General features: G+C 51.4%; 17 protein-coding genes and 1 riboswitch. Of the genes, 11 read left to right on the plus strand and 6 right to left on the minus strand.

Annotated features, from left to right (window positions below; all coding sequences use genetic code 11):
- The first annotated feature begins 192 nt into the window (after window positions 1-192).
- From HMPREF0673_RS08290 to murI, 5 genes are all read left to right on the plus strand, one after another.
- On the plus strand, window positions 193-2,811 hold the full coding sequence (locus HMPREF0673_RS08290) for a BamA/OMP85 family outer membrane protein (RefSeq protein WP_007900835.1): 2,619 nt from the start codon (window positions 193-195) through the stop codon (window positions 2,809-2,811).
- Between the two features lie 122 nt (window positions 2,812-2,933).
- Window positions 2,934-3,449 carry an OmpH/Skp family outer membrane protein gene (locus HMPREF0673_RS08295; RefSeq protein ID WP_007900837.1) on the plus strand — a complete coding sequence of 172 codons (516 nt, stop codon included), beginning with the start codon at window positions 2,934-2,936 and terminating at the stop codon, window positions 3,447-3,449.
- Window positions 3,450-3,573: 124 nt separating this feature from the next.
- Window positions 3,574-4,074, plus strand: coding sequence for an OmpH/Skp family outer membrane protein (locus HMPREF0673_RS08300; RefSeq protein ID WP_007900840.1), 501 nt, complete (start codon window positions 3,574-3,576; stop codon window positions 4,072-4,074).
- A gap of 90 nt (window positions 4,075-4,164) precedes the next feature.
- Window positions 4,165-4,671, plus strand: coding sequence for an OmpH/Skp family outer membrane protein (locus HMPREF0673_RS08305; protein ID WP_007900843.1), 507 nt, complete (start codon window positions 4,165-4,167; stop codon window positions 4,669-4,671).
- A 174-nt stretch (window positions 4,672-4,845) separates the two neighbouring features.
- Window positions 4,846-5,682 (plus strand): glutamate racemase, encoded by an 837-nt coding sequence (gene murI / locus HMPREF0673_RS08310; RefSeq protein WP_040596689.1) that lies wholly within the window; start codon window positions 4,846-4,848, stop codon window positions 5,680-5,682.
- Between the two features lie 119 nt (window positions 5,683-5,801).
- Here murI and HMPREF0673_RS08315 read toward each other — a convergent pair whose 3' ends face one another.
- From HMPREF0673_RS08315 to HMPREF0673_RS08330, 5 genes are all read right to left on the minus strand, one after another.
- Window positions 5,802-7,556 (minus strand): fused gamma-glutamyl-gamma-aminobutyrate hydrolase/peptidase, encoded by a 1,755-nt coding sequence (locus HMPREF0673_RS08315; RefSeq protein WP_007900848.1) that lies wholly within the window; start codon window positions 7,554-7,556, stop codon window positions 5,802-5,804.
- Between the two features lie 165 nt (window positions 7,557-7,721).
- The gene (locus HMPREF0673_RS08320) at window positions 7,722-8,198 is read right to left on the minus strand and encodes an Lrp/AsnC family transcriptional regulator (RefSeq protein WP_007900849.1); all 477 of its coding nucleotides are present in this window, start codon (window positions 8,196-8,198) and stop codon (window positions 7,722-7,724) included.
- A gap of 154 nt (window positions 8,199-8,352) precedes the next feature.
- Window positions 8,353-10,902, minus strand: a complete 2,550-nt coding sequence (locus tag HMPREF0673_RS08325; protein ID WP_157591670.1) for a mechanosensitive ion channel family protein — start codon at window positions 10,900-10,902, stop codon at window positions 8,353-8,355.
- Between the two features lie 102 nt (window positions 10,903-11,004).
- Window positions 11,005-11,097 (minus strand): smalltalk protein, encoded by a 93-nt coding sequence (locus HMPREF0673_RS14265; protein WP_022430334.1) that lies wholly within the window; start codon window positions 11,095-11,097, stop codon window positions 11,005-11,007.
- 95 nt (window positions 11,098-11,192) lie between these two features.
- Complete coding sequence (locus HMPREF0673_RS08330; RefSeq protein ID WP_007900852.1) at window positions 11,193-11,636, minus strand: HU family DNA-binding protein; 444 nt, start codon at window positions 11,634-11,636, stop codon at window positions 11,193-11,195.
- Between the two features lie 143 nt (window positions 11,637-11,779).
- A riboswitch (cobalamin riboswitch) is annotated at window positions 11,780-12,101 on the plus strand.
- A gap of 67 nt (window positions 12,102-12,168) precedes the next feature.
- Here HMPREF0673_RS08330 and HMPREF0673_RS08345 point away from each other — a divergent pair.
- The 6 genes from HMPREF0673_RS08345 (at window position 12,169) to HMPREF0673_RS14270 (ending at window position 17,212) form a co-directional block, all read left to right on the plus strand.
- Entirely contained in the window at window positions 12,169-13,482 is a 1,314-nt protein-coding gene (locus HMPREF0673_RS08345; protein WP_007900857.1) for a DUF5074 domain-containing protein, read from the plus strand.
- 2 nt (window positions 13,483-13,484) lie between these two features.
- Entirely contained in the window at window positions 13,485-15,401 is a 1,917-nt protein-coding gene (locus tag HMPREF0673_RS08350; RefSeq protein WP_007900858.1) for a TonB-dependent receptor plug domain-containing protein, read from the plus strand.
- 486 nt (window positions 15,402-15,887) lie between these two features.
- Window positions 15,888-16,148 (plus strand): DUF3791 domain-containing protein, encoded by a 261-nt coding sequence (locus HMPREF0673_RS08355; protein ID WP_040596691.1) that lies wholly within the window; start codon window positions 15,888-15,890, stop codon window positions 16,146-16,148.
- The gene (locus HMPREF0673_RS08360; protein WP_007900866.1) at window positions 16,142-16,627 is read left to right on the plus strand and encodes a DUF3990 domain-containing protein; all 486 of its coding nucleotides are present in this window, start codon (window positions 16,142-16,144) and stop codon (window positions 16,625-16,627) included. The genes HMPREF0673_RS08355 and HMPREF0673_RS08360 overlap by 7 nt, the downstream gene beginning before the upstream one ends.
- Entirely contained in the window at window positions 16,608-16,856 is a 249-nt protein-coding gene (locus HMPREF0673_RS08365) for a hypothetical protein (protein WP_007900868.1), read from the plus strand. Before HMPREF0673_RS08360 ends, HMPREF0673_RS08365 begins: the two co-directional genes overlap by 20 nt.
- Window positions 16,838-17,212: a hypothetical protein gene (locus tag HMPREF0673_RS14270; RefSeq protein WP_157591671.1), complete on the plus strand. Its 375-nt coding sequence runs from the start codon at window positions 16,838-16,840 to the stop codon at window positions 17,210-17,212. The genes HMPREF0673_RS08365 and HMPREF0673_RS14270 overlap by 19 nt, the downstream gene beginning before the upstream one ends.
- Window positions 17,213-17,306: 94 nt before the next feature.
- Here the strand turns inward: HMPREF0673_RS14270 and HMPREF0673_RS08370 are convergent.
- Window positions 17,307-18,555, minus strand: a 1,249-nt coding sequence (locus tag HMPREF0673_RS08370) for a hypothetical protein (RefSeq protein ID WP_007900873.1), incomplete at its 5' end; no start/stop codon positions are given.

Consider the following 18,555-nt stretch of genomic DNA (forward strand, 5'->3'; position numbering starts at 1 on the left):
AACCCTCCCCGTCGGGGAGGGCTTAGTTAGCCAAGGCTTAGTTTTAAAGCAATGGCTTAGCGAGGCTTAAAGAGGCTTAGTTCGGCTTAGAAAAAATAGCCAAGGCTTAAGAAGGCTTAGAAAGGCTTAGAAAGGCTTAAACGCAGCCTTCAGCCAATAATAATCAGAAAAAGAACAATCAAGAGAAAAACGATGAATATAATAAAGGTGTTGACAACAGCCTGCATCCTTGCAAGCAGCTTCGCAGCCCAAGCGCAGGACAAGATTACATACCCCGACATCTCGTATGCAGGAAACCCGCGCACTGTAACACTCGGCGGACTCGCCGTTTCAGGAGCCGAAGGCTACGAGGACTACATGCTCACGGGTATCTCCGGACTCACCGTCGGACAACAAATCGAACTGCCTGGCGAGGCTATCACAGATGCTGTGAAGCACTACTGGAAGTATGGACTCTTCTCAGAGGTATCTATATCCGTCGACTCGCTCGTGAACGACAAGGCTTATCTGCACATACACCTGCAGATGCGCCCACGCGTATCTACCATCAACTACGTCGGACTGAAGAAGTCGGAGCGTACAGACATGGAGGAGAAACTCGGACTGCTCAAGGGCGCACAGATAACACCTAACATGATCGACCGTGCGAAGATTCTCGCTAAACGCTATTTCGACGAGAAAGGCTTCAAGAACGCCGACATACAGATCGTGCAACGCGACGACGTGGCTAACAAGAACCAGGTGATTCTCGACATCATCATCGACAAGAAACAGAAGATGAAGGTGCGCGACATCATCATCGAGGGCAACAGCGCATTGGCTACAAGCAAGATAAAGGGTAACATCATAAAGAAAGGTGTGTTCAAGGAGACTCACGAGGCTGGCAAGATGGCTACACTCCTGAAGTTCAAGAAGAAGTACACACCGGAGCGTTGGAAGAACGACAAGCAGAAGCTCATCGAGAAGTACAACGAGCTGGGCTACCGTGACGCATACATCGTTAGCGACTCGGTGTGGAACGTGGACGAAAAACACGTCAGTATGCGCGTGAAGGTGGACGAAGGCAAGAAGTACTACGTGCGCAACATCACATGGGTGGGCAACACCGTGTACAACACCGACTACCTCGCTGCCGTGCTCGGCATGAAGAAGGGCGACGTCTACAACCAGAAGCTTATGAACAAGCGACTCACCGAAGACGAGGACGCTGTGGGCAACAACTACTGGAACAACGGCTATCTCTTCTACTCGCTCCACCCGACAGAGGTGAACATCATGGGCGACTCTATCGACCTCGAGATGCGTATCTTCGAAGGTCCGCAGGCACACATCAACCACGTACGCATCAACGGCAATGACCGTCTGTACGAGAACGTTGTGCGTCGCGAACTGCGTACCAAGCCGGGCGACCTCTTCTCGAAGGAAGCCCTGCAGCGTTCGGCCCGCGAGATTGCGTCAATGGGACACTTCGACCCCGAGAAGATCAATCCGCAGCCTGTGCCCGACCCGGAGAACGGAACGGTAGATATCAACTACGATCTCGTACAGAAGTCGAACGACCAGATTGAGTTCTCGCTCGGATGGGGACAGACCGGCGTAATCGGACGCATCGGCTTGAAGCTCAACAACTTCTCTATGCGTAACCTCTTCGGCAAGAACAAGGAGCGCCGCGGATTCCTGCCCGTAGGCGACGGCGAAGTGCTCTCTATCGGCGCACAGACCAACGGTACATACTACCAGTCGTACAACATGTCGTACTCTACCAACTGGTTCGGAGGCAAACGACCGATACAGTTCTCCGTAGGTGCCTACTTCTCGAAGCAGACCGACGTGTCGAGCAACTACTATAATAGTGGTTACTTCAACAACTACTATAACTATATGTACGGCTACGGCAACTATAACGGCTACAACAACTACGAGAACTTCTACGACCCCGACAAGTACGTGAAGCTGTTCGGCTTCTCGCTCGGATGGGGCAAGCAGTTGCGCTGGCCAGACGACTTCTTCCAGTTGTCGCTCTCGCTGCAGTACACACGCTACATGCTGAAGAACTGGAGCTACTTCCTCATGACCAACGGCAACTCTAACAACCTCAACCTCAGCATACAGCTCTCGCGCAACTCTACCGACAACCAACTCTTCCCACGTCGCGGATCGGAGTTCGCAGCATCGCTCACAATCACTCCGCCATGGTCGGCATGGGACGGCAAGGACTACAAGAACCTCGCCAACGACTCGAAGTCGGCTAACTATAACCGTGAGCAGCAGGAGAAGTATCGTTGGGTAGAATACCACAAGTGGAAGTTCAAGGGACGCATGTTCACCGCCCTCACAAGCGGACAGAAGTGCTTAGTGCTCATGGCTCGACTCGAGTTCGGCTTGCTCGGCTCATTCAACAAGTGGAAGAAGTCGCCGTTCGAAACCTACTACATGGGTGGTGACGGCATGACCGGCTACTCTACATCATACGCCGAAGAGACTATCGGTCTGCGCGGTTACGAGAACGGATCGCTCACTCCTTACGGTCAGGAAGGCTACGCCTACGACCGCATGACACTCGAGCTGCGCTACCCGTTCCTGCTCGGCAACACCACCATCTACGGTCTCGGATTTATCGAAGGCGGTAACGCATGGACAGAGACACGCAAGTTTAACCCATTCGACATGAAACGCTCTGCCGGTGTCGGTCTGCGTATCTACCTGCCAATGGTTGGTCTCATGGGTATCGACTGGGCTTACGGTTTCGACAAGGTATTCGGAACGAAGGGCGGATCGCAGTTCCACTTCATACTCGGTCAGGAGTTCTAAGACACGCATCGGTCGACGCAGACATCCGTATCGGTCGGCGCAGACATCCGTATCGGTCGGCGCAGACGTCCGCAACGGTCGATACGCAATCTCATAACCCCAAAAACAAAACATCAAAAGCAATGAAGAAGTTCATATTTATATGCCTCATCGCGCTCACAGCAGCGCTGACGGCAAGCGCACAGAAGTACGCACTCCTCGACATGGAGTACATACTGAAGAACATACCTGCCTACGAGCGTGCCAACGAGCAGCTCAACCAGGTGTCGAAGAAATGGCAGGCTGAGGTGGAAGCCCTCAACACCGAGGCTTCCACAATGTACAAGAACTATCAGAACGAGATGGTATTCCTCTCACAGGAGCAAAAGAAAGCTCGCCAAGAGGCAATCATGAAGAAGGAGAAGGACGCCAGCGACCTCAAGCGCAAGTACTTCGGACCAGAGGGCGAACTCTTCAAGAAGCGCGAGAGCCTTATGTCGCCTATTCAGGAGGAGATATACACCGCCGTCAAGGAGATAGCAGAGCTACGCGGCTACTCGCTCGTACTCGACCGCTCAAGCGACACCGGCGTAATCTACGGCTCACCGAAGGCTGACATCAGCAACGAAGTGCTGCAGAAGCTGGGTTACGCCAACTAAAGAGTTTTTGAGTTTTCAAAGGTTTAGAAGGCTTAAAGAGGCTTAGAAAGGCTTAGTTCGGCTTAGTTCGGCTTAGTTCGGCTTAGAAAAAGAATAATTAATAACAAAAAAAATAAAAGCAAAAATGAAGAAATTGATTTTAATGCTTATGTTGTTCATGCCAATGGCAACATTCGCACAGAAGTTCGGTCATGTAAACGCACAGGAAGTCATGGCTTCAATGCCTGAGTTTATCAAGGCTCGTGGCGAGGTAGAAGCACAGGCAAAGCAGTACGACAACGACCTCAAGGCAATGCAGGAAGAAATGCAGCGCAAGTACGAAGATTACGAGAAGAACAAGTCTACAATGAACGAGACAAAGCGCAAAGAGACCGAGGATAGCCTCTCTCAGATGTATCAGAAGATACAGCAGTCGGCTCAGGACAACCAGCAGGCTCTCGGCAAGCTCCAGCAGGACAAGATTGGTCCTATCACGAACAAACTCGTTGAAGCAATCAAGGCTGTAGGCAAGGCAGGTGGCTACGTTTACATCATGGACACAACAAGCGGCATACCTTACATCAGCGATACACTTAGCAAGGACGTTACAGCTGAAGTTAAGGCAGAGCTCAACAAGACAAAGTAAGACGTTACAATAAATCATAGTAGCCATTACTAACTATGCCTACTATGATTTATACCATTCAAACAACAACAATATAAAGCAGCAATAAACATGAAGAAATTGTTCTTTCTCATCGTCCTCGGCGTACTGTCGCTCACAGCAGGCGCTCAGACACGCTTCGGCTATTTCAGCTATGAAGAAGTTCTCAAATCAATGCCCGACTATGTATTGGCACAGCGTAGCATCGACGATTTGCGAGTGAAGTACGACGCTGAATTGAAGCGCGCCGAAGAGGAGTTCAACAGTAAATACGAGGAGTTCCTCGAAGTACAGAAAGACCTCGTACCTGCCATTCTGCGCAAGCGTCAGGCAGAGCTCCAGGAGATGATGCAGAAGAACATCAACTTCAAGAACGAGTCGCAGCGTCTGTTGCAGCAAGCAGAAACTGATGCCTTTGCTCCCGTTAAGGTGAAGCTCAACGAGGCACTCACAAAGGTCGGTCAGGCACAAGGCTATGCCTTCATCCTCAACACCGACGGCAACGCTTGCCCTTACGTAAACCCAGAAATGGGCGAGAACGCAACAGAGTTTGTCAAAGAAGCACTGAACGCAAAATAGTAAGAGCTACTACATAAAACACAAAGTAGTAGAAGCTGCTACATATTAGAAAGACAGAAGATTGATAATTGAAAATGCAGACGATCATAAACCCAATGGTGGTCATACGTTTCAATTATCAATCTTCTGTTTATAAGCCAATTATCTACAATCAATTCTTAATAAATGATTAATATGCCATTCCCCTCTTCTCCTGGTCCTATCGGTGTTTTCGACTCTGGCTACGGTGGACTCACCATCCTACACGGCATCCGTCAGCTCCTCCCACAGTACGACTACATGTATCTTGGCGACAATGCGCGTGCTCCCTACGGTTCGCGTTCGTTTGAAGTGGTCTATCAGTTCACGCGTCAAGCCGTGCTGAAGCTCTTCAGCATGGGCTGCCACCTCGTCATATTGGGCTGCAACACAGCTTCGGCTAAGGCACTACGCAGCATTCAACAGCGCGACCTGCCCATGCTTGACCCCGACCGCCGCGTACTTGGCGTAATACGCCCCACGGCAGAAGAGGTTGGCAACCTCACGAAGACGCGCCACGTGGGCATCCTCGCCACAGAAGGCACAATCAAAAGCAATTCGTATAAGATAGAAATACAGAAGCTATTCCCCGATGTAGAGGTTACGGGAGTAGCATGTCCGCTTTGGGCGGCGATAGTAGAGGCAGGCGAGGCAGACTCGCCAGGTGCCGACTACTTCGTAAAGAAGCGCATCGATCAGCTCATGCGCAAAGACTCACTCATCGATACTGTCATACTCGGCTGCACTCACTACCCACTGCTTATGAGTTCGGTGGTGAAGAACGTGCCCGACGGTGTGCGCATAATGGCGCAAGGCACCTACGTAGCCGACTCCTTAGCCGATTATCTCAATCGCCATCCCGAGATGGAACAGAAACTGACGAAAGGCGGAACATGCCGCTATTTCACAACCGAAAGCGAAGAGCGCTTCCGCGAAACAGCACGCATATTCCTGCATGAGGATGTCAATGTGCAGCATGTGGAGGTGGTGTAATGGGGGTGAGATGGTGAGATGGTGAGGTGTTGAGATATGTACTATTGTCAACATCTCACCATCTCACCACCTCAACCTTTCACCACCTCACCATCTCAACACCTCACCATCTCAACATCTCAACATCTCTGCACCTCGTCCATCACTCTGAGCCAGTTGCCGCCCCATATCTTCGCCATATCCTCTTCCGAGTAGCGTCGGCGCAGCAACTCCTTAGTGAAGTTTATCAGTTCAGAAGCATCAGCAAGTCCGGGCACGCCACCGTCACCATCGAAGTCGGTTCCAAGTCCAACGTGGTCGATACCCATTACGCTTATAGCGTGCTCCAGATGCTCCATAGCGTCAGTGATGCAAGCCCTGCCGTCGGTGCGCAGGAACCCGTTGTACAACGTTATCTGACACACACCGCCCTTTGCAGCAAGCGCACGCATCTGGTCGTCAGTCAGGTTGCGCGGCACATCACACAACGCCTTGCTGTTGCTATGAGAGCAAACGATAGGCTTTGTCGAAATGTCGAGCGCATCATAGAACGACTTCTCGCCGGCATGACTCATATCCACCATCACTCCCAGGCGGTTCATCTCGCGTATCACCTCTGCGCCGAATGGCGATACACCGCCGTGAGTGTTGAGCGTGTGGCGCGCCGAGTCGCATATCTGATTGTCGCCATTGTGACACAAAGTGATGTAGACGATACCTCGGTCGGCAAAGTGCTGCACGTTATGCAAGTCGTTCTCTATCGCCAGACCGTTTTCTATACCAATCATCAGCGATTTCCGTCCCTCGCGCTTGTTGCGCAGCAATTCCTCGCGGTTGCGGGCAAGGGCGATGTAACGCGAATCGCTAAGCACAATCTCGTCAATCTTGTCGAAGATAAGGTCAGCATAAGCCTTCGGTGTGTGCACGGGGAACGGTGCCACGTCAGCGAAAGTCTGCTCTGGTTTCGGTTGCGGCAGATACGCCACCATTGTCACAGCGTCCGTTCTGCCCTCGTTCATCTTATGCAAGTCGTAGAGCACTTTAGGGTCGCGCTGCTCGAAGCACACGCCTTGTGGGAAGAACATCGGCGTGTCGCAGTGTGAGTCGAGCGTGAGGTTACGTTGGTGGAACAGCTTCGCACGTCGCAGCACGTCGCCTTCCTCCACAAGCCATTTGAAGAGCGGCAATCCGTCCTCGCCGAGCCACTCCGGGTGCCATTGCACACCGAGCACCGCCTTGTGTTCGCTGCTCTCTATAGCCTCAACCACACCGTCTAACGCTCGCGCCGTTATCTTGAAACGCTCGCCAGGTGCAGCCACGGCTTGGTGGTGGAACGAGTTGACGAATATCCTCTCCTCCTTATATATATTATAAAGCACACTACCCTTCTCTATCTCCACCGTGTGCGTAGGCTCCGAGCGGTCGGCATCCTGCGAGTGCTTATAGTTGGTAGGCTCGTGCGATATGTCCTGGTGTACACGTCCGCCGAGTGCCATTGCAAGAGTCTGCACGCCACGGCAGATGCCTAACATCGGTATCTGTCGGTCGAACGCCAAGCGTGTTATGAGCAGCTCCGGCAGATCGCGCACGTTGTTTATGTTATGCAACGCTGGCGACGGTTCCTCGTCAGCCCACAGCGGATTGAAGTCGCCACCACCCGTGAGCAACAGCGCATCAATCGTTTCGAGCGTATCGAGCAGCACATTACGGTCAGCCACTGGCGGAATGAGTACGGGCGTGCCTCCTGCTGCTATAATCTGATGATAGTAGCGGTCGCGCACCGTCGCGTCCACCCCCTCGTAGTTGGTTGTGATACCTATGATTGGCCGCCTGCTTGTCTGTGGCTTATTGTCGTAGAAGTCGGCGAGTTGAGTATTTAGGTTGAATGATTTCATGCTTGGTTGGATGATTTCATGCTTATAAAAATATTCCCACAGAGTTCGCAGAATACATTGTCTGTCGAACGTCCATCCCGTTGTGTGTGGGCTGTACGCTCTGTGTGTATTATGCAATCTCTGTGGGAGACGTTTCTACTCTTAATTCTGTCAAACAACGAAGTGTTATTCCTCGTTCTTTTCCTCCATGTGCACCGGTATCTCGCGCTTGATGCTTTGGTCGAGCGAGATGAGTGTTTCTGTAGACACCACGCCCGGAATCATCTGCATCTTGTTATTGAGCAAGTCCATGAGCTGCTCGTTGTCGCAAGCATACACCTTTAGCAGCATTGTGTACGGACCAGTTGTGTAGTGACACTCCACGATTTCCGGAATGTCGAGCAACTGCTTCACTACATCCTTGTACATACTTCCGCGCTCCAGATTGAGTCCTACGTATGTGCATGTGCTATAGCCAACGCTCTTAGGATTCACTTCAAAGCCGCTGCCTACGATTACGCCACCCTGTATGAGGTGTTGTACACGCTGATGAATTGCAGCACGTGATACACCACACTCTGCTGCTACATCTTTGAATGGAATTCGGGCGTTCTTTGATAGAATACTAAGTATCTTTCTGTCAAGATTATCAATTTTGTCCATCTTCTATTAATGAAATTTTGTCTATGATTACAATTTGTCAGCAAAATTATATATTTTACTTGAAATAATCAACACATAGACTTTTCTTTTTTAGTTTTTTAGTACAAAACGATAGCTGTCGCCTTCATATTTGACATTTTCCACTCACAACGGTCTACTGTGCAATGATGTGTACATCCCTCTGTGGGAACGGTATCTCGATGTTATGCTCGTTGAGTGTGTTATATATAGCCTCCTTCACCTGACCGGTCTTACTGAATTTCTCCTCCACGAGCACCCAGTATGTCACGAATAGGTTCACCGAGTTGTCTCCGAACTCGTCGAACACCACGCTCACGGGTCGTGTTGTGTCGATTATGTCTCTTCCGTCGGAAGCCTTCTCTTCGAGGTTGTTCACCGCTTTGATGAGCATCTGTCGCACCTCTTCCACGTTCGAACCGTATGCCACACCCACCGGCACCTTCACCCATTCGTACGAGTGGTTGCGTGTGATGTTCTTGAAGTTCTTGCTGAAGAGCGAGCTGTTGAGGAATGCTATCACGCATCCGTCGCCCGTAATGATCTGCGTGCTCTGGTATGTGATGCTATCCACCTTTCCGCGTATGCCGTCGCACTCGATGTAGTCGCCCACACGCACACGTCCTGTCATCAGCGAAATGCCGTAGAAGAAGTTCTCGAGCAAGTCCTTCATGGCGAAGCCCACACCTGTTGCCAAGCCAGCCGAGATAACGGAGATTGCGGTCGATGGTATCTTCAGCATCTTTATCGAGATGATGAAGTACAGACCCCAGCAGCAGATGGCTATTATGTTGTTGGCGAGCGTGAAGTTCGGCTTGCCGTTCACCACCACCTTCGACTTATGATACTTGTGGTAGAGCGACTTCACGAGATAGTTGATGTATCTGAACAGGAAGAACTGCGACAGCACCATCACCATCTTGCCTATCGACAGCTGCACCACTCCCGTCACGTTCAGGAAGTTGAACATGAATATATTCCACACCGTAGCGGTCAGGTCGAACACATCTGCCGCCCACCATATAGACAGCAGCAGGGAGAACACGCTGAGCATTGGCACCAGTGCCATGTACACGAAGTCGTAGAACCACGTCACATTGATATGCTTGTTGTGACTTATAGTTATGATGCTGAGCATCGAGCCTTTCTTCGCTTTCTCCGCGTCAGCCTCCGAGTGTATCTTGTGCGCCAGGTAGCGTTTCTCATACTGTGCCAACATGTCGTAGACGCATGTTATGGTCTGTATGCAACTCAGCTGGAACATCCACCAGATGAGCACCTGCACCGCAAGCAGCACGTAGCCATACAGTGCCGAAGCCGTAGAGAACACCATTATCGCCAGCGATATCCACGTATAGAATATGTCCGAGCGCGGGATATTGGCGTTATGGCGCTTCACCACACGCCACTGCCACACGGTGAACGCGAGCAGTATCGGTGGGAATATCAGCATCACGAGGTTGTTCGGAATGAATATGATGCGGAATGTGATGACGATGAACGACATCAGCATTATCGGGGCATAGATTCTAAAACCGCTCTTTATCTGTTCGCCTGGCAGGCGCACTAACAGCGAGAAGAAGATAGCGCATAGCAGCCAGGCGTACTCGATGAGCAGCTTCGATGCCATGAGGAAGAAGTTGTGGTACATGAACGTGCGTGCCACCATCACCGACACGGCGAAGATGAGCATAGCCACAAACAGTATGAGGCACACCTTTTTCTTCATAAACGCCTCTGTACGATAACGCTTTGGTACGAGCCAGCGCACCAGCACGTTGCTCAGCATACCAGCAATGAGCATATACAGCAGCACGAAGACGCTCAGACCGCCCACAATCGGACCGCGCCATTGCGAGTAAACCTTGCGTTCGCCGCCGTTGGCAATCTTCACTTTCTCCTCGTCGTACTTCTCGTTCACGTCAGCCTTAGCCGAGCGATACTGCATCGGCATGTTCTTCACTATCTCCAGATAGCTCTGGTCGCCATTTACGAATATCGTGTGCTGAATGTCGTTATAGCGTAGTATGGCGTAGTCGTTCATCTTCTTCAGCTTCGCCGACATGCGCTGATAGTGCTGTTCGTCCTTCTCCACGTTGTTGCGCATGTTCTGCAGATTGCGTGCCAAGGCGGTGGCATAGTCCAGGCACGCCTTTCTGTCGTGCAGCCCCTGCCCGTCGAGCATGAACGGCAGCTTGCGTTGCTTGCCGTTCTTGTCCATTATATATTTCGGTGGTTGTTGTCCCTGCTTTGCCTGCCCCATACGCTTCATCGATGGTGGAATCATGCTCAGCGTCTCTATGAGGTACTTGTATCGCGTCAACTCCGCATCCATACGCTTCATAATATTGTTGTATGGCATACTGCGTTTGTTAAATTCGCGATACATCTCCGTCGCCTCATGGCAGGCGTAGGTCATATCGAACGTGAAGTCTTGCTTCTGCGAATAGAGCATCAGTGCCACCTGATCGCTACGCTGCATCAGTGTCACCATCTGTTTATGCTGCTGCTCGGTGTACATCTTATAGCGTGCCATACTATTGCGCTGTTCGTAGAACGCTGTTTCCAGCTCTGCGCGCAGCACCGACAGCGTCGAATTTAGGTTTTTCTCTTTCAGCACCGCACCGGCACTGATCGACACGCACAACATAATCAAAAGACATGCCAGGCGCTTAAAGAATCTCATGCTCATAATCTCTCTTTTATCTGTAATTGCTTTTTAATATGTTTATGCGTGCAAAAATACGTCTTTTTTCCGAATATTCAAAACTCAAAATTCAAAACTCGCTTATACCATAGCTTGCACGCCTAATGTGCTAAGCACTGCTGTGGCTACAGCTACTATCAGTTTCAGTATTGTTCTCCAAGTGTCTTTGTTCATATTTTTCATGGTATTTTGTATGTGGTATTATTATAGGTTGTTTTTGTGTTTTATAGTAGTGGGCGTGGCATTATCACCACGCCCACTCTCTTGTTCTATTCCTTAGTCACATCAGCACGCTTAATGCTCTTATACTGTTCGAGCTCCGCAAACTTGATGCCTGCAAGCATCGGCTTCACGTTCTTACCCAGCACTGGGTCCTTGTAGGTTTCCGGATAGAAACGCACACGTGCGCCAACGATGCTGTTCTTTATACTAAAGGTATTCAGATCCGCACAGCCTCGCGATCTCAAGCTCACGCGGAACGTGCCCAAGCCCATAATCTTCACCGGCTTCGAGTTGAGCAGCTCGTTCTTCATCACCTCGCCCAACTCTGTGAGCACTGCCAGGATGTCCGAGTACTTCACCGTACAGTTTGCCTGCATAATCTCTGCCAGCTTCTTCAAGTCGACTGTCTCGCGATAAGCGGTGCGTGCATAGTAAAGACCCTTTGTTGCGTTTTTTGCTGTGCTCTGATAGATTTTGTAATTTACTGCCATAATGTGTTTTCCTTTCTTTTTTTTTAGATTTGGTTAATGTTTACTTTTGTGTTGTGTTCCGGATCACGTTTGCAAAGGTACAACCTTGCGCAAGCGATGTCAAGTATTTCGCTATATTTTTTTATTTTCTCAATATTATTCTTTAACTTTGCACTCGCAACGGTTCGCAACGCTCCCACTTGAAACACCCTACCGGGGAGCTGTGCGATTAAAAGGGAATGGGGTGAGAGTCCCCGACTGTCCCGCAGCTGTGAGCCGCCCTTATCTACGGGCGCGAACGAGAGAACCACTGAAGCCATGCATCTCCGTGCTAAGAGCGTGGGTATGGCAGGAATGCCATATCCTCCTATAAAGCTCTTTGCAGGATGCGTGGGTATGGCAGGGATGCCATACCCTCCAATGCTTTGGGAAGGTGTTCGCGTCTGGGCGGTGAGTCAGAAGACCTGCCGAAACTCATTTGCCGATGGAGTCATCGCTGTGCGCCTCGCGGATTGGGCGCGTATGACCGTAACACTTACATTATATAAATAATATGAAGCACTTTACACTTTTTGTTTCCGCCCTCATCGGCGGAATGTTTCTAACTACATCTGTTTCTGCACAGCAGAAGGAGTACACCGACGGCGTGTTCATGCTCAACGAGGGATCGTTCGGCAAGGAGAAGGCTACGCTCAACTACCTCAACAAGGCGGGCAAATGGGAGTATCGCGTGGCTCTCACAAAGAACAGCGAGACCTACGAGCTCGGCACAACGGGCTGCTACGCCACCATCGACGACGGCAAGATGTACATCGTATCGAAGAAGAAGAGCGTTGCCGACAAGGAGGCTAAAGACCCTACGCTCACCGTGTGCGACGCCAAGACTATGGAGGTGATCGCTCAGATCAACACTATCCTCAACGCCGACGGCACGGCTGCTGCCGACGGCAGAGCGTTCCTCCCCGTCAAGGAGCTTGGCAAGGGTTTCCTCAGCACTACTGAGGGTGTCTTCACGTTCAACCTCGACGACAACACCGTGGGCTCGCTCATCGCCGGCACCGACGGCGTGGCTAACAACCAGACGGGCAACATGGTGTACGCCGACGGCAAGGTGTATGCCGTTGACCTGCACCGTGGTCTCTTGGTCATCGACGCTGCCGAGGGCAAACTGCTCAAGACCGTGAACAACGAGGGCGAGGGCTCGTACAACTCTATCGTGCAGGCTAAGGACGGCTCTATCTGGCTCACTTGCAGCAAGTCGACAAAGGCTGTTGCGCACATCGTGAAGTTCAACCCGTCTGACTACTCTACCGAGACTGTCAACCTGCCCGAGGGCGTTTATCCTCCTACCAATAGCTGGGGCGCATGGAACCCCGACTGCTTCACGGCTTCCACCACCGAGAACGCTCTGTTCTGGAACGGTGCTACGGGCGACTGGGCGAACGGTCAGCACATCTACAAGTTCGATATCGACTCGCGCCAGGTGTCGCTCCTGCTCGACTTCACCGCTGCCAAGGAGAAGCCTTACGTCTATGGTGCTGCTTGCCGTATGAACCCCTATTCGGGCGACCTCTACCTGAGCGTAACCAAGGGTTCGGCGTGGGGCGACGAGTCGGAGTTGCGCGTCTACGACGCTACAACGGGCTCGCTGAAGCAGTCGTACCCGATGGAGAAGAACTTCTGGTTCCCGGAGATGCCGGTATTCGCTCTGAAGAGCACCACTGCCATCTCGTCGGTTGAGGACAACGCTGATGTGCGCGAGGTGGCTCGCTACTCTGTCGACGGCAAGCTGCTGCAGGGTGCACAGAAGGGTCTGAACATCGTGCGCTACAGCGACGGAACTGTTAAGAAGGTCGTTGTTAAGTAAACATGCGCATACATTATATAATACTACTCTTTTTTATCGCTATATCGACGCACGCCCAAACCTCACGTCTCGACTCCGTACACACGATTCGGGACGTGGCGGTTGTGGGCGTGCGTCCGCATTATCTCACCCCCTCGCAAACGCTCTCCGGGGCTGCGCTGCAGGATCTGTCCACCACGTCGGTCGCCGACGCGCTGAAGTACTTCTCGGGCGTGCAGATTAAGGACTACGGTGGACTGGGCGGACTGAAGACCGTGAACGTGCGGTCGCTCGGCTCGCAGCACGTGGGCATCTACCTCGACGGCATACGCATCACCAACGCGCAGAACGGACAGATCGACCTCGGACGCTACTCGCTCTCGAACATGGAGTCGGTGGCACTCTACAACGCCAACCGCAACGAGCGACTACAGTCGGCATCGGAGTATGCCTCGGCGGCTACAGTCTACCTGCAGACGCGCCGACCCGACTCCACCGCTTTCAACGTGGAGTACGGCACGGGCTCGTTCGGTCTGCAGAAGCTGAAGACGTACTTCTCTTTTCAGAACATTCTCTTCGTCGATGCCGAATACCAGCGCACGGACGGTGGCTATCCGTTCCGCTTCCAGTCGGCTTCGGAGGACACCGTGGGCAAGCGCCGCAACTCCGACATCAGCTTCTACCGTCTTGAGGCGGCTGGCTTCTACAAGGGCTTCACGACGCACGCCTACTTCTACAGCTCGGAGCGCGGACTGCCCGGACCGGTGGTGCGCCGACTCTCCGACCAGTGGGACTCTACCGACCGCCAATGGGACCGCAACTTCTTCCTGCAAGCCACCTACCGCCACACGTGGGACCGCTTCGCGCTGAAGACCAACCTGAAGTACGCCTACGACTGGCTGCGCTATCTGCAAGACCCCTCTACCAACGCCGCCGCCATGCACTGCGACAACCACTATCGTCAGCAGGATCTGTACGCCTCGGTGGCTGCAGCGTGGAACACGAGCTGGCTGTCGCTCACAGCGAGCACCGACCTACGCTGGAGCGACCTTACTACCAACGTCTACCGCTCGGCGTATGTCTACCGCCTCGACTCGAAGTCGCTGCTCTCTGCCATCGCTTCCTACCGCGGTTTCGAGGGCAACATCGCACTGCTCTACACGCACATCGGCGACCACTCGGCACGCACCGCACAGAGCGCAGCCGCGCTCTCGCGCCTCACGCCGATGTTCCTCGCCTCGTGGCACCGCCACGCCTTCACCGTGCGTGCCTTCCACAAGCGCATCTTCCGCGCACCTACACTGAACGACCTCTACTACACGCTCGTGGGCAACGCGCAGCTGCGCCCCGAGTACACCTCGCAGTTCGACCTCGGTGTCGACTATAAGGACCGCCATCTGCACCTCGCCCTCGATGCCTACTACAACCGCATCGAAGACAAAATTGTGGCTATACCGATGAAGAGCCAGTTCCGCTGGTCGATGGTCAACTTCGGACTTGTGAAGTCGCTGGGACTCTCCGCCACCGCCGGCTACGACCGCACGTGGGGCAAGTTCTCAGCCTCAGCCTCAGCCAACTACACCTGTCAGCGCGACCGCGACTACTCCTCGCCCCACGACCCGGAGTATCGTAACACCATACCCTACTCGCCCCTGCACAGCGCCTCACTCATCATCGACCTCGCATACGACGGCTGGAGCCTCTGCACCTCGTGGCTATACACGGGCGACCGTTTCGCGCTCATCTCCAACAACCGCGACGATATGCTGGGCGCATGGCAGACCGTAGACCTGAAGCTGAACAAGCGTTTCCGCATACGACGCCACTACGTGCAGGCCACCGTGGAGTGCAACAACCTCTGCGACTCGCGCCACGAGGTGGTGAAGCGCTACCCCATGCCCGGACGCAACTGGAAAGCCACGCTGCAGTGGCAGTTCTGAAGCCCAGGCGTATGGGACAATATCCATAGGAAATAGTCCTGTGATTAAACGAACACGAATGTGATGCCTCCCACAGAATTCACTCTTCTGCTGTCTGTTCTCCCACGGAATCCACGGAATTCGCAGAAGTTTAGGGGGTGCAGCAGTCTCTGCTGCACCAACCAAGCCGCGCGTAGATTCTCCCACAACAAGTGATTCTGTTAGCATTCTCATCGCTTTTCTCCTCTATTTTGCTTTTCAGTTGTTTTAAGGTGCTGGCCTATTTTGGTTGCGAAGATACCAAACTCCCAAGATTTTCAATATAAAACTCCTAAGATTTTCAATATAAAACTCCCAAAATTTTCAATTATTCATTCCAAGAAAATTCAATTTCAAGTAGATTTTGACGTTAAAAGATAATCATCCGCTTGCCTCTGAATGATATTTTTTATATATTTGCAACCAAACGAATACATACTCAACCTCACGAAAAAAAATATATACATTATGGAGAAACGACATCTTGAAAAGCTGATACGTTTGCCACTTGACGAACTGAAACTTGCATTTGCCGCATCTTGTGTGGAGGGAATAGCAAGAAAGACGGGCAAACACTATAGCGAAGTATATGAAAGAATGAGTAAGGTGGGGGCTATTGAGAACTATATACTCAAGAACTACGACACACTACACACCGAGAGCCACGAGTATGTGCTGGAGGACGTTGAAGAGTATATACAGAATAGAGAAAGGAGTGCAACATGCTAACCGTTTATCATGGAGCTACAGAAGTAATAAGCTCACCTATATGTGCATTTGGACGTCCGAGGTTAGACTTCGGTCGGGGCTTCTATGTCACCGATATAAAAGAGCAGGCAGTGCGTTGGGCGCAGACTATGGCAGACAAGCGCAACGCACAACCGCTACTGAACATATACAGCCTTGACCGTGACGCATTTTTGGCAGAGTGCAGGCACAAGATATTCACATCGTATGATTCTGAATGGCTCGAATTTATCGTGGCAAACCGACGTGGCGAAAACCTTGCAGCAGCATACGACTATGTTGAGGGCGGCATAGCCAACGACCGTGTCATCGATACCGTCAACCTCTACATACAGGGACTTGTCGACTCTGCTACTGCCCTGCAACAATTGGCTTTCTATAAACCAAACAACCAAATTTGTCTTTTAAACCAGACACTTACTGACAAATACTTGCACTTCTATGACTCAGAAAGAATTTGAAGAAAGAATTAAGTCGCCGGCTATCCAAACCATGATATTAAGTCATCAGATTGGCGGTGTGGCTTACGAGCTATCCAAACGTCTGAATGTATCGCCAGCCCGTGCGCTCGACCTCTTCTATCGCAGTCAGACCTGCGCCGACCTCCACAACCGAAACACCGGATTGTATCTCTACGGCAATCTGTATATCGCTGACGAGTTTATGCTCGAATGTCAGGCAAAGCAGTAAGCCCCACACAACGTCGCACTATCTATAGGAGGGTATGGCATCCCTGCTATACCCACGCAATCTGCTGCGTACATGTGGCTGCGTGGGGATGGCTGCGGATGGCGTGGGGGTGGCTGCGTGGGTATGGCAGGGATGCCATACCTCCTAATGAATACATCTGCACCGACCGATGCGGATGTCTGCGCCGACCGATGCGGATGTCTGCGCCGACCGATGCGGATGTCTGCGCCGACCGACGCGGATGTCTGCGTCGACCGATGCGAACCATGCAGGGAGGACTTTCTTGCTCTGGCAAGCGGCAAAGCAGAGCGCTACACGTCTTTGACCACACTATTAGTTTTACCATATCGCAATAACCAACAATGTATAATACCGAAAAAGCGGTGCGACATTCATGTCACACCGCTTTTTATATTTATAAATACCGATTAAACGGTAATGTTAATAGCGTTATTTTGCAAGGACAGGGCGAACCAAGTATTTCGTGGCTTCTGTTGTGTATGCTTTGTTCATAAAATAGTAATAATTTAATGAAATTCCACTAATATGAAAATCTAATGATGATCCATGACCTTGGTTTATTATTGTTGAAGTCAAATAATTAGCACTATAATCACCCCATTTGTCTTTTTCTGCAGGAAGGAATAGTGTTTTATCTGTATATCCTGGTTGAATACCGGTGTATAAGATACCAGTCACTCCATTCTGAACTTGAATTTCGGCTTTCGTATTAAGTGGATTTAAAGTCATCTCTTCAACAAAGGTCATCTCATCCTTTGTCGGTGTGCACCAATTTGCACCCCACACATACTGATCGCCAGTCTTTGTAGCATCGGTCCAAGTCATTTTGCTTACCACATTCTCTTTAGCGAACTTCGGACCACCGGGCCACAACTGTACCCATTTCTTCTTAACCACTACGCCATCGATTGTAGCATCTTCCTCGCCATCTACATCACCAGTTTTCAGAGTGTAGTACTTGCCAGCGGTAAGACCTCCTGCCTTGGTTGCCTTGATAAGTTCCTTGCCTTTATATACCGAAATCTTCACGCCTGCCGGCACTACTACGTAGTACACTCCTGCGCCTTGCTTAGAGAGCAACGACACCTTTGCGTCGCTTGTCTCCACGCTGAAGCCTGCCGAGCTCTTCTTAGCAGTAAGACCTGATACGTAGCCGTCAGCAGTCTTAACGTTGATGTCAAGGCTCTCGTCCTTATTCACGCCCACGATACGCAGCACAGCTGCCTTCGCCTTCATCGTTACGGTCAAGCCGTCAGAGCCGGTTGTAGGTGTCGCGGTAGCACCAGCCAGTGCGTACTTATTGGCAACATCGGCTAAGTCGCCCGACTGATTAGCCAAGTCGATCTTCTCGCCAGGGAAGAAAGCACACCAAGTGGCAGGAGTAGTAGTCTGCAGGGCATCGGCACTTGCGAACTCTGTACCGTTGCTTTTAAATGTGTAGTAGTCGGTCACTTGATCATTACCTACCTTCACCATGTCATTCGTAGCAAAGGCGAACTTCCATTTGCCCTCGTTGTCGGTGATTGTGGCACGGGTGTCGGTGTCCTCAACATTAGCCTTGAGCACCATTCCACGCTTTACGGCTGGCTCGGTGGTGTCGTCGCTGCACGCAGCAAGCACCATTGTAGCCAGCATAAATACTGAATACAAACCCGTTGGCGGAATTAATTTAGCGCAT

It is taken from the genome of Leyella stercorea DSM 18206, assembly GCF_000235885.1.
Taxonomy (GTDB): Bacteria; Bacteroidota; Bacteroidia; order Bacteroidales; family Bacteroidaceae; genus Prevotella; species Prevotella stercorea.

Excerpts from the sequence above, each read along its gene's own strand:
- HMPREF0673_RS08290 (WP_007900835.1), top strand. The coding sequence starts at position 193 with ATGAATATAATAAAGGTGTTGACAACAGCCTGCATCCTTGCAAGCAGC.
- HMPREF0673_RS08295 (WP_007900837.1), top strand. The coding sequence starts at position 2,934 with ATGAAGAAGTTCATATTTATATGCCTCATCGCGCTCACAGCAGCGCTG.
- HMPREF0673_RS08300 (WP_007900840.1), top strand. The coding sequence starts at position 3,574 with ATGAAGAAATTGATTTTAATGCTTATGTTGTTCATGCCAATGGCAACA.
- HMPREF0673_RS08305 (WP_007900843.1), top strand. The coding sequence starts at position 4,165 with ATGAAGAAATTGTTCTTTCTCATCGTCCTCGGCGTACTGTCGCTCACA.
- murI (WP_040596689.1), top strand. The coding sequence starts at position 4,846 with ATGCCATTCCCCTCTTCTCCTGGTCCTATCGGTGTTTTCGACTCTGGC.
- HMPREF0673_RS08315 (WP_007900848.1), bottom strand. The coding sequence starts at position 7,556 with ATGAAATCATTCAACCTAAATACTCAACTCGCCGACTTCTACGACAAT.
- HMPREF0673_RS08320 (WP_007900849.1), bottom strand. The coding sequence starts at position 8,198 with ATGGACAAAATTGATAATCTTGACAGAAAGATACTTAGTATTCTATCA.
- HMPREF0673_RS08325 (WP_157591670.1), bottom strand. The coding sequence starts at position 10,902 with ATGAGATTCTTTAAGCGCCTGGCATGTCTTTTGATTATGTTGTGCGTG.
- HMPREF0673_RS14265 (WP_022430334.1), bottom strand. The coding sequence starts at position 11,097 with ATGAACAAAGACACTTGGAGAACAATACTGAAACTGATAGTAGCTGTA.
- HMPREF0673_RS08330 (WP_007900852.1), bottom strand. The coding sequence starts at position 11,636 with ATGGCAGTAAATTACAAAATCTATCAGAGCACAGCAAAAAACGCAACA.
- HMPREF0673_RS08345 (WP_007900857.1), top strand. The coding sequence starts at position 12,169 with ATGAAGCACTTTACACTTTTTGTTTCCGCCCTCATCGGCGGAATGTTT.
- HMPREF0673_RS08350 (WP_007900858.1), top strand. The coding sequence starts at position 13,485 with ATGCGCATACATTATATAATACTACTCTTTTTTATCGCTATATCGACG.
- HMPREF0673_RS08355 (WP_040596691.1), top strand. The coding sequence starts at position 15,888 with ATGGAGAAACGACATCTTGAAAAGCTGATACGTTTGCCACTTGACGAA.
- HMPREF0673_RS08360 (WP_007900866.1), top strand. The coding sequence starts at position 16,142 with ATGCTAACCGTTTATCATGGAGCTACAGAAGTAATAAGCTCACCTATA.
- HMPREF0673_RS08365 (WP_007900868.1), top strand. The coding sequence starts at position 16,608 with ATGACTCAGAAAGAATTTGAAGAAAGAATTAAGTCGCCGGCTATCCAA.
- HMPREF0673_RS14270 (WP_157591671.1), top strand. The coding sequence starts at position 16,838 with ATGTCAGGCAAAGCAGTAAGCCCCACACAACGTCGCACTATCTATAGG.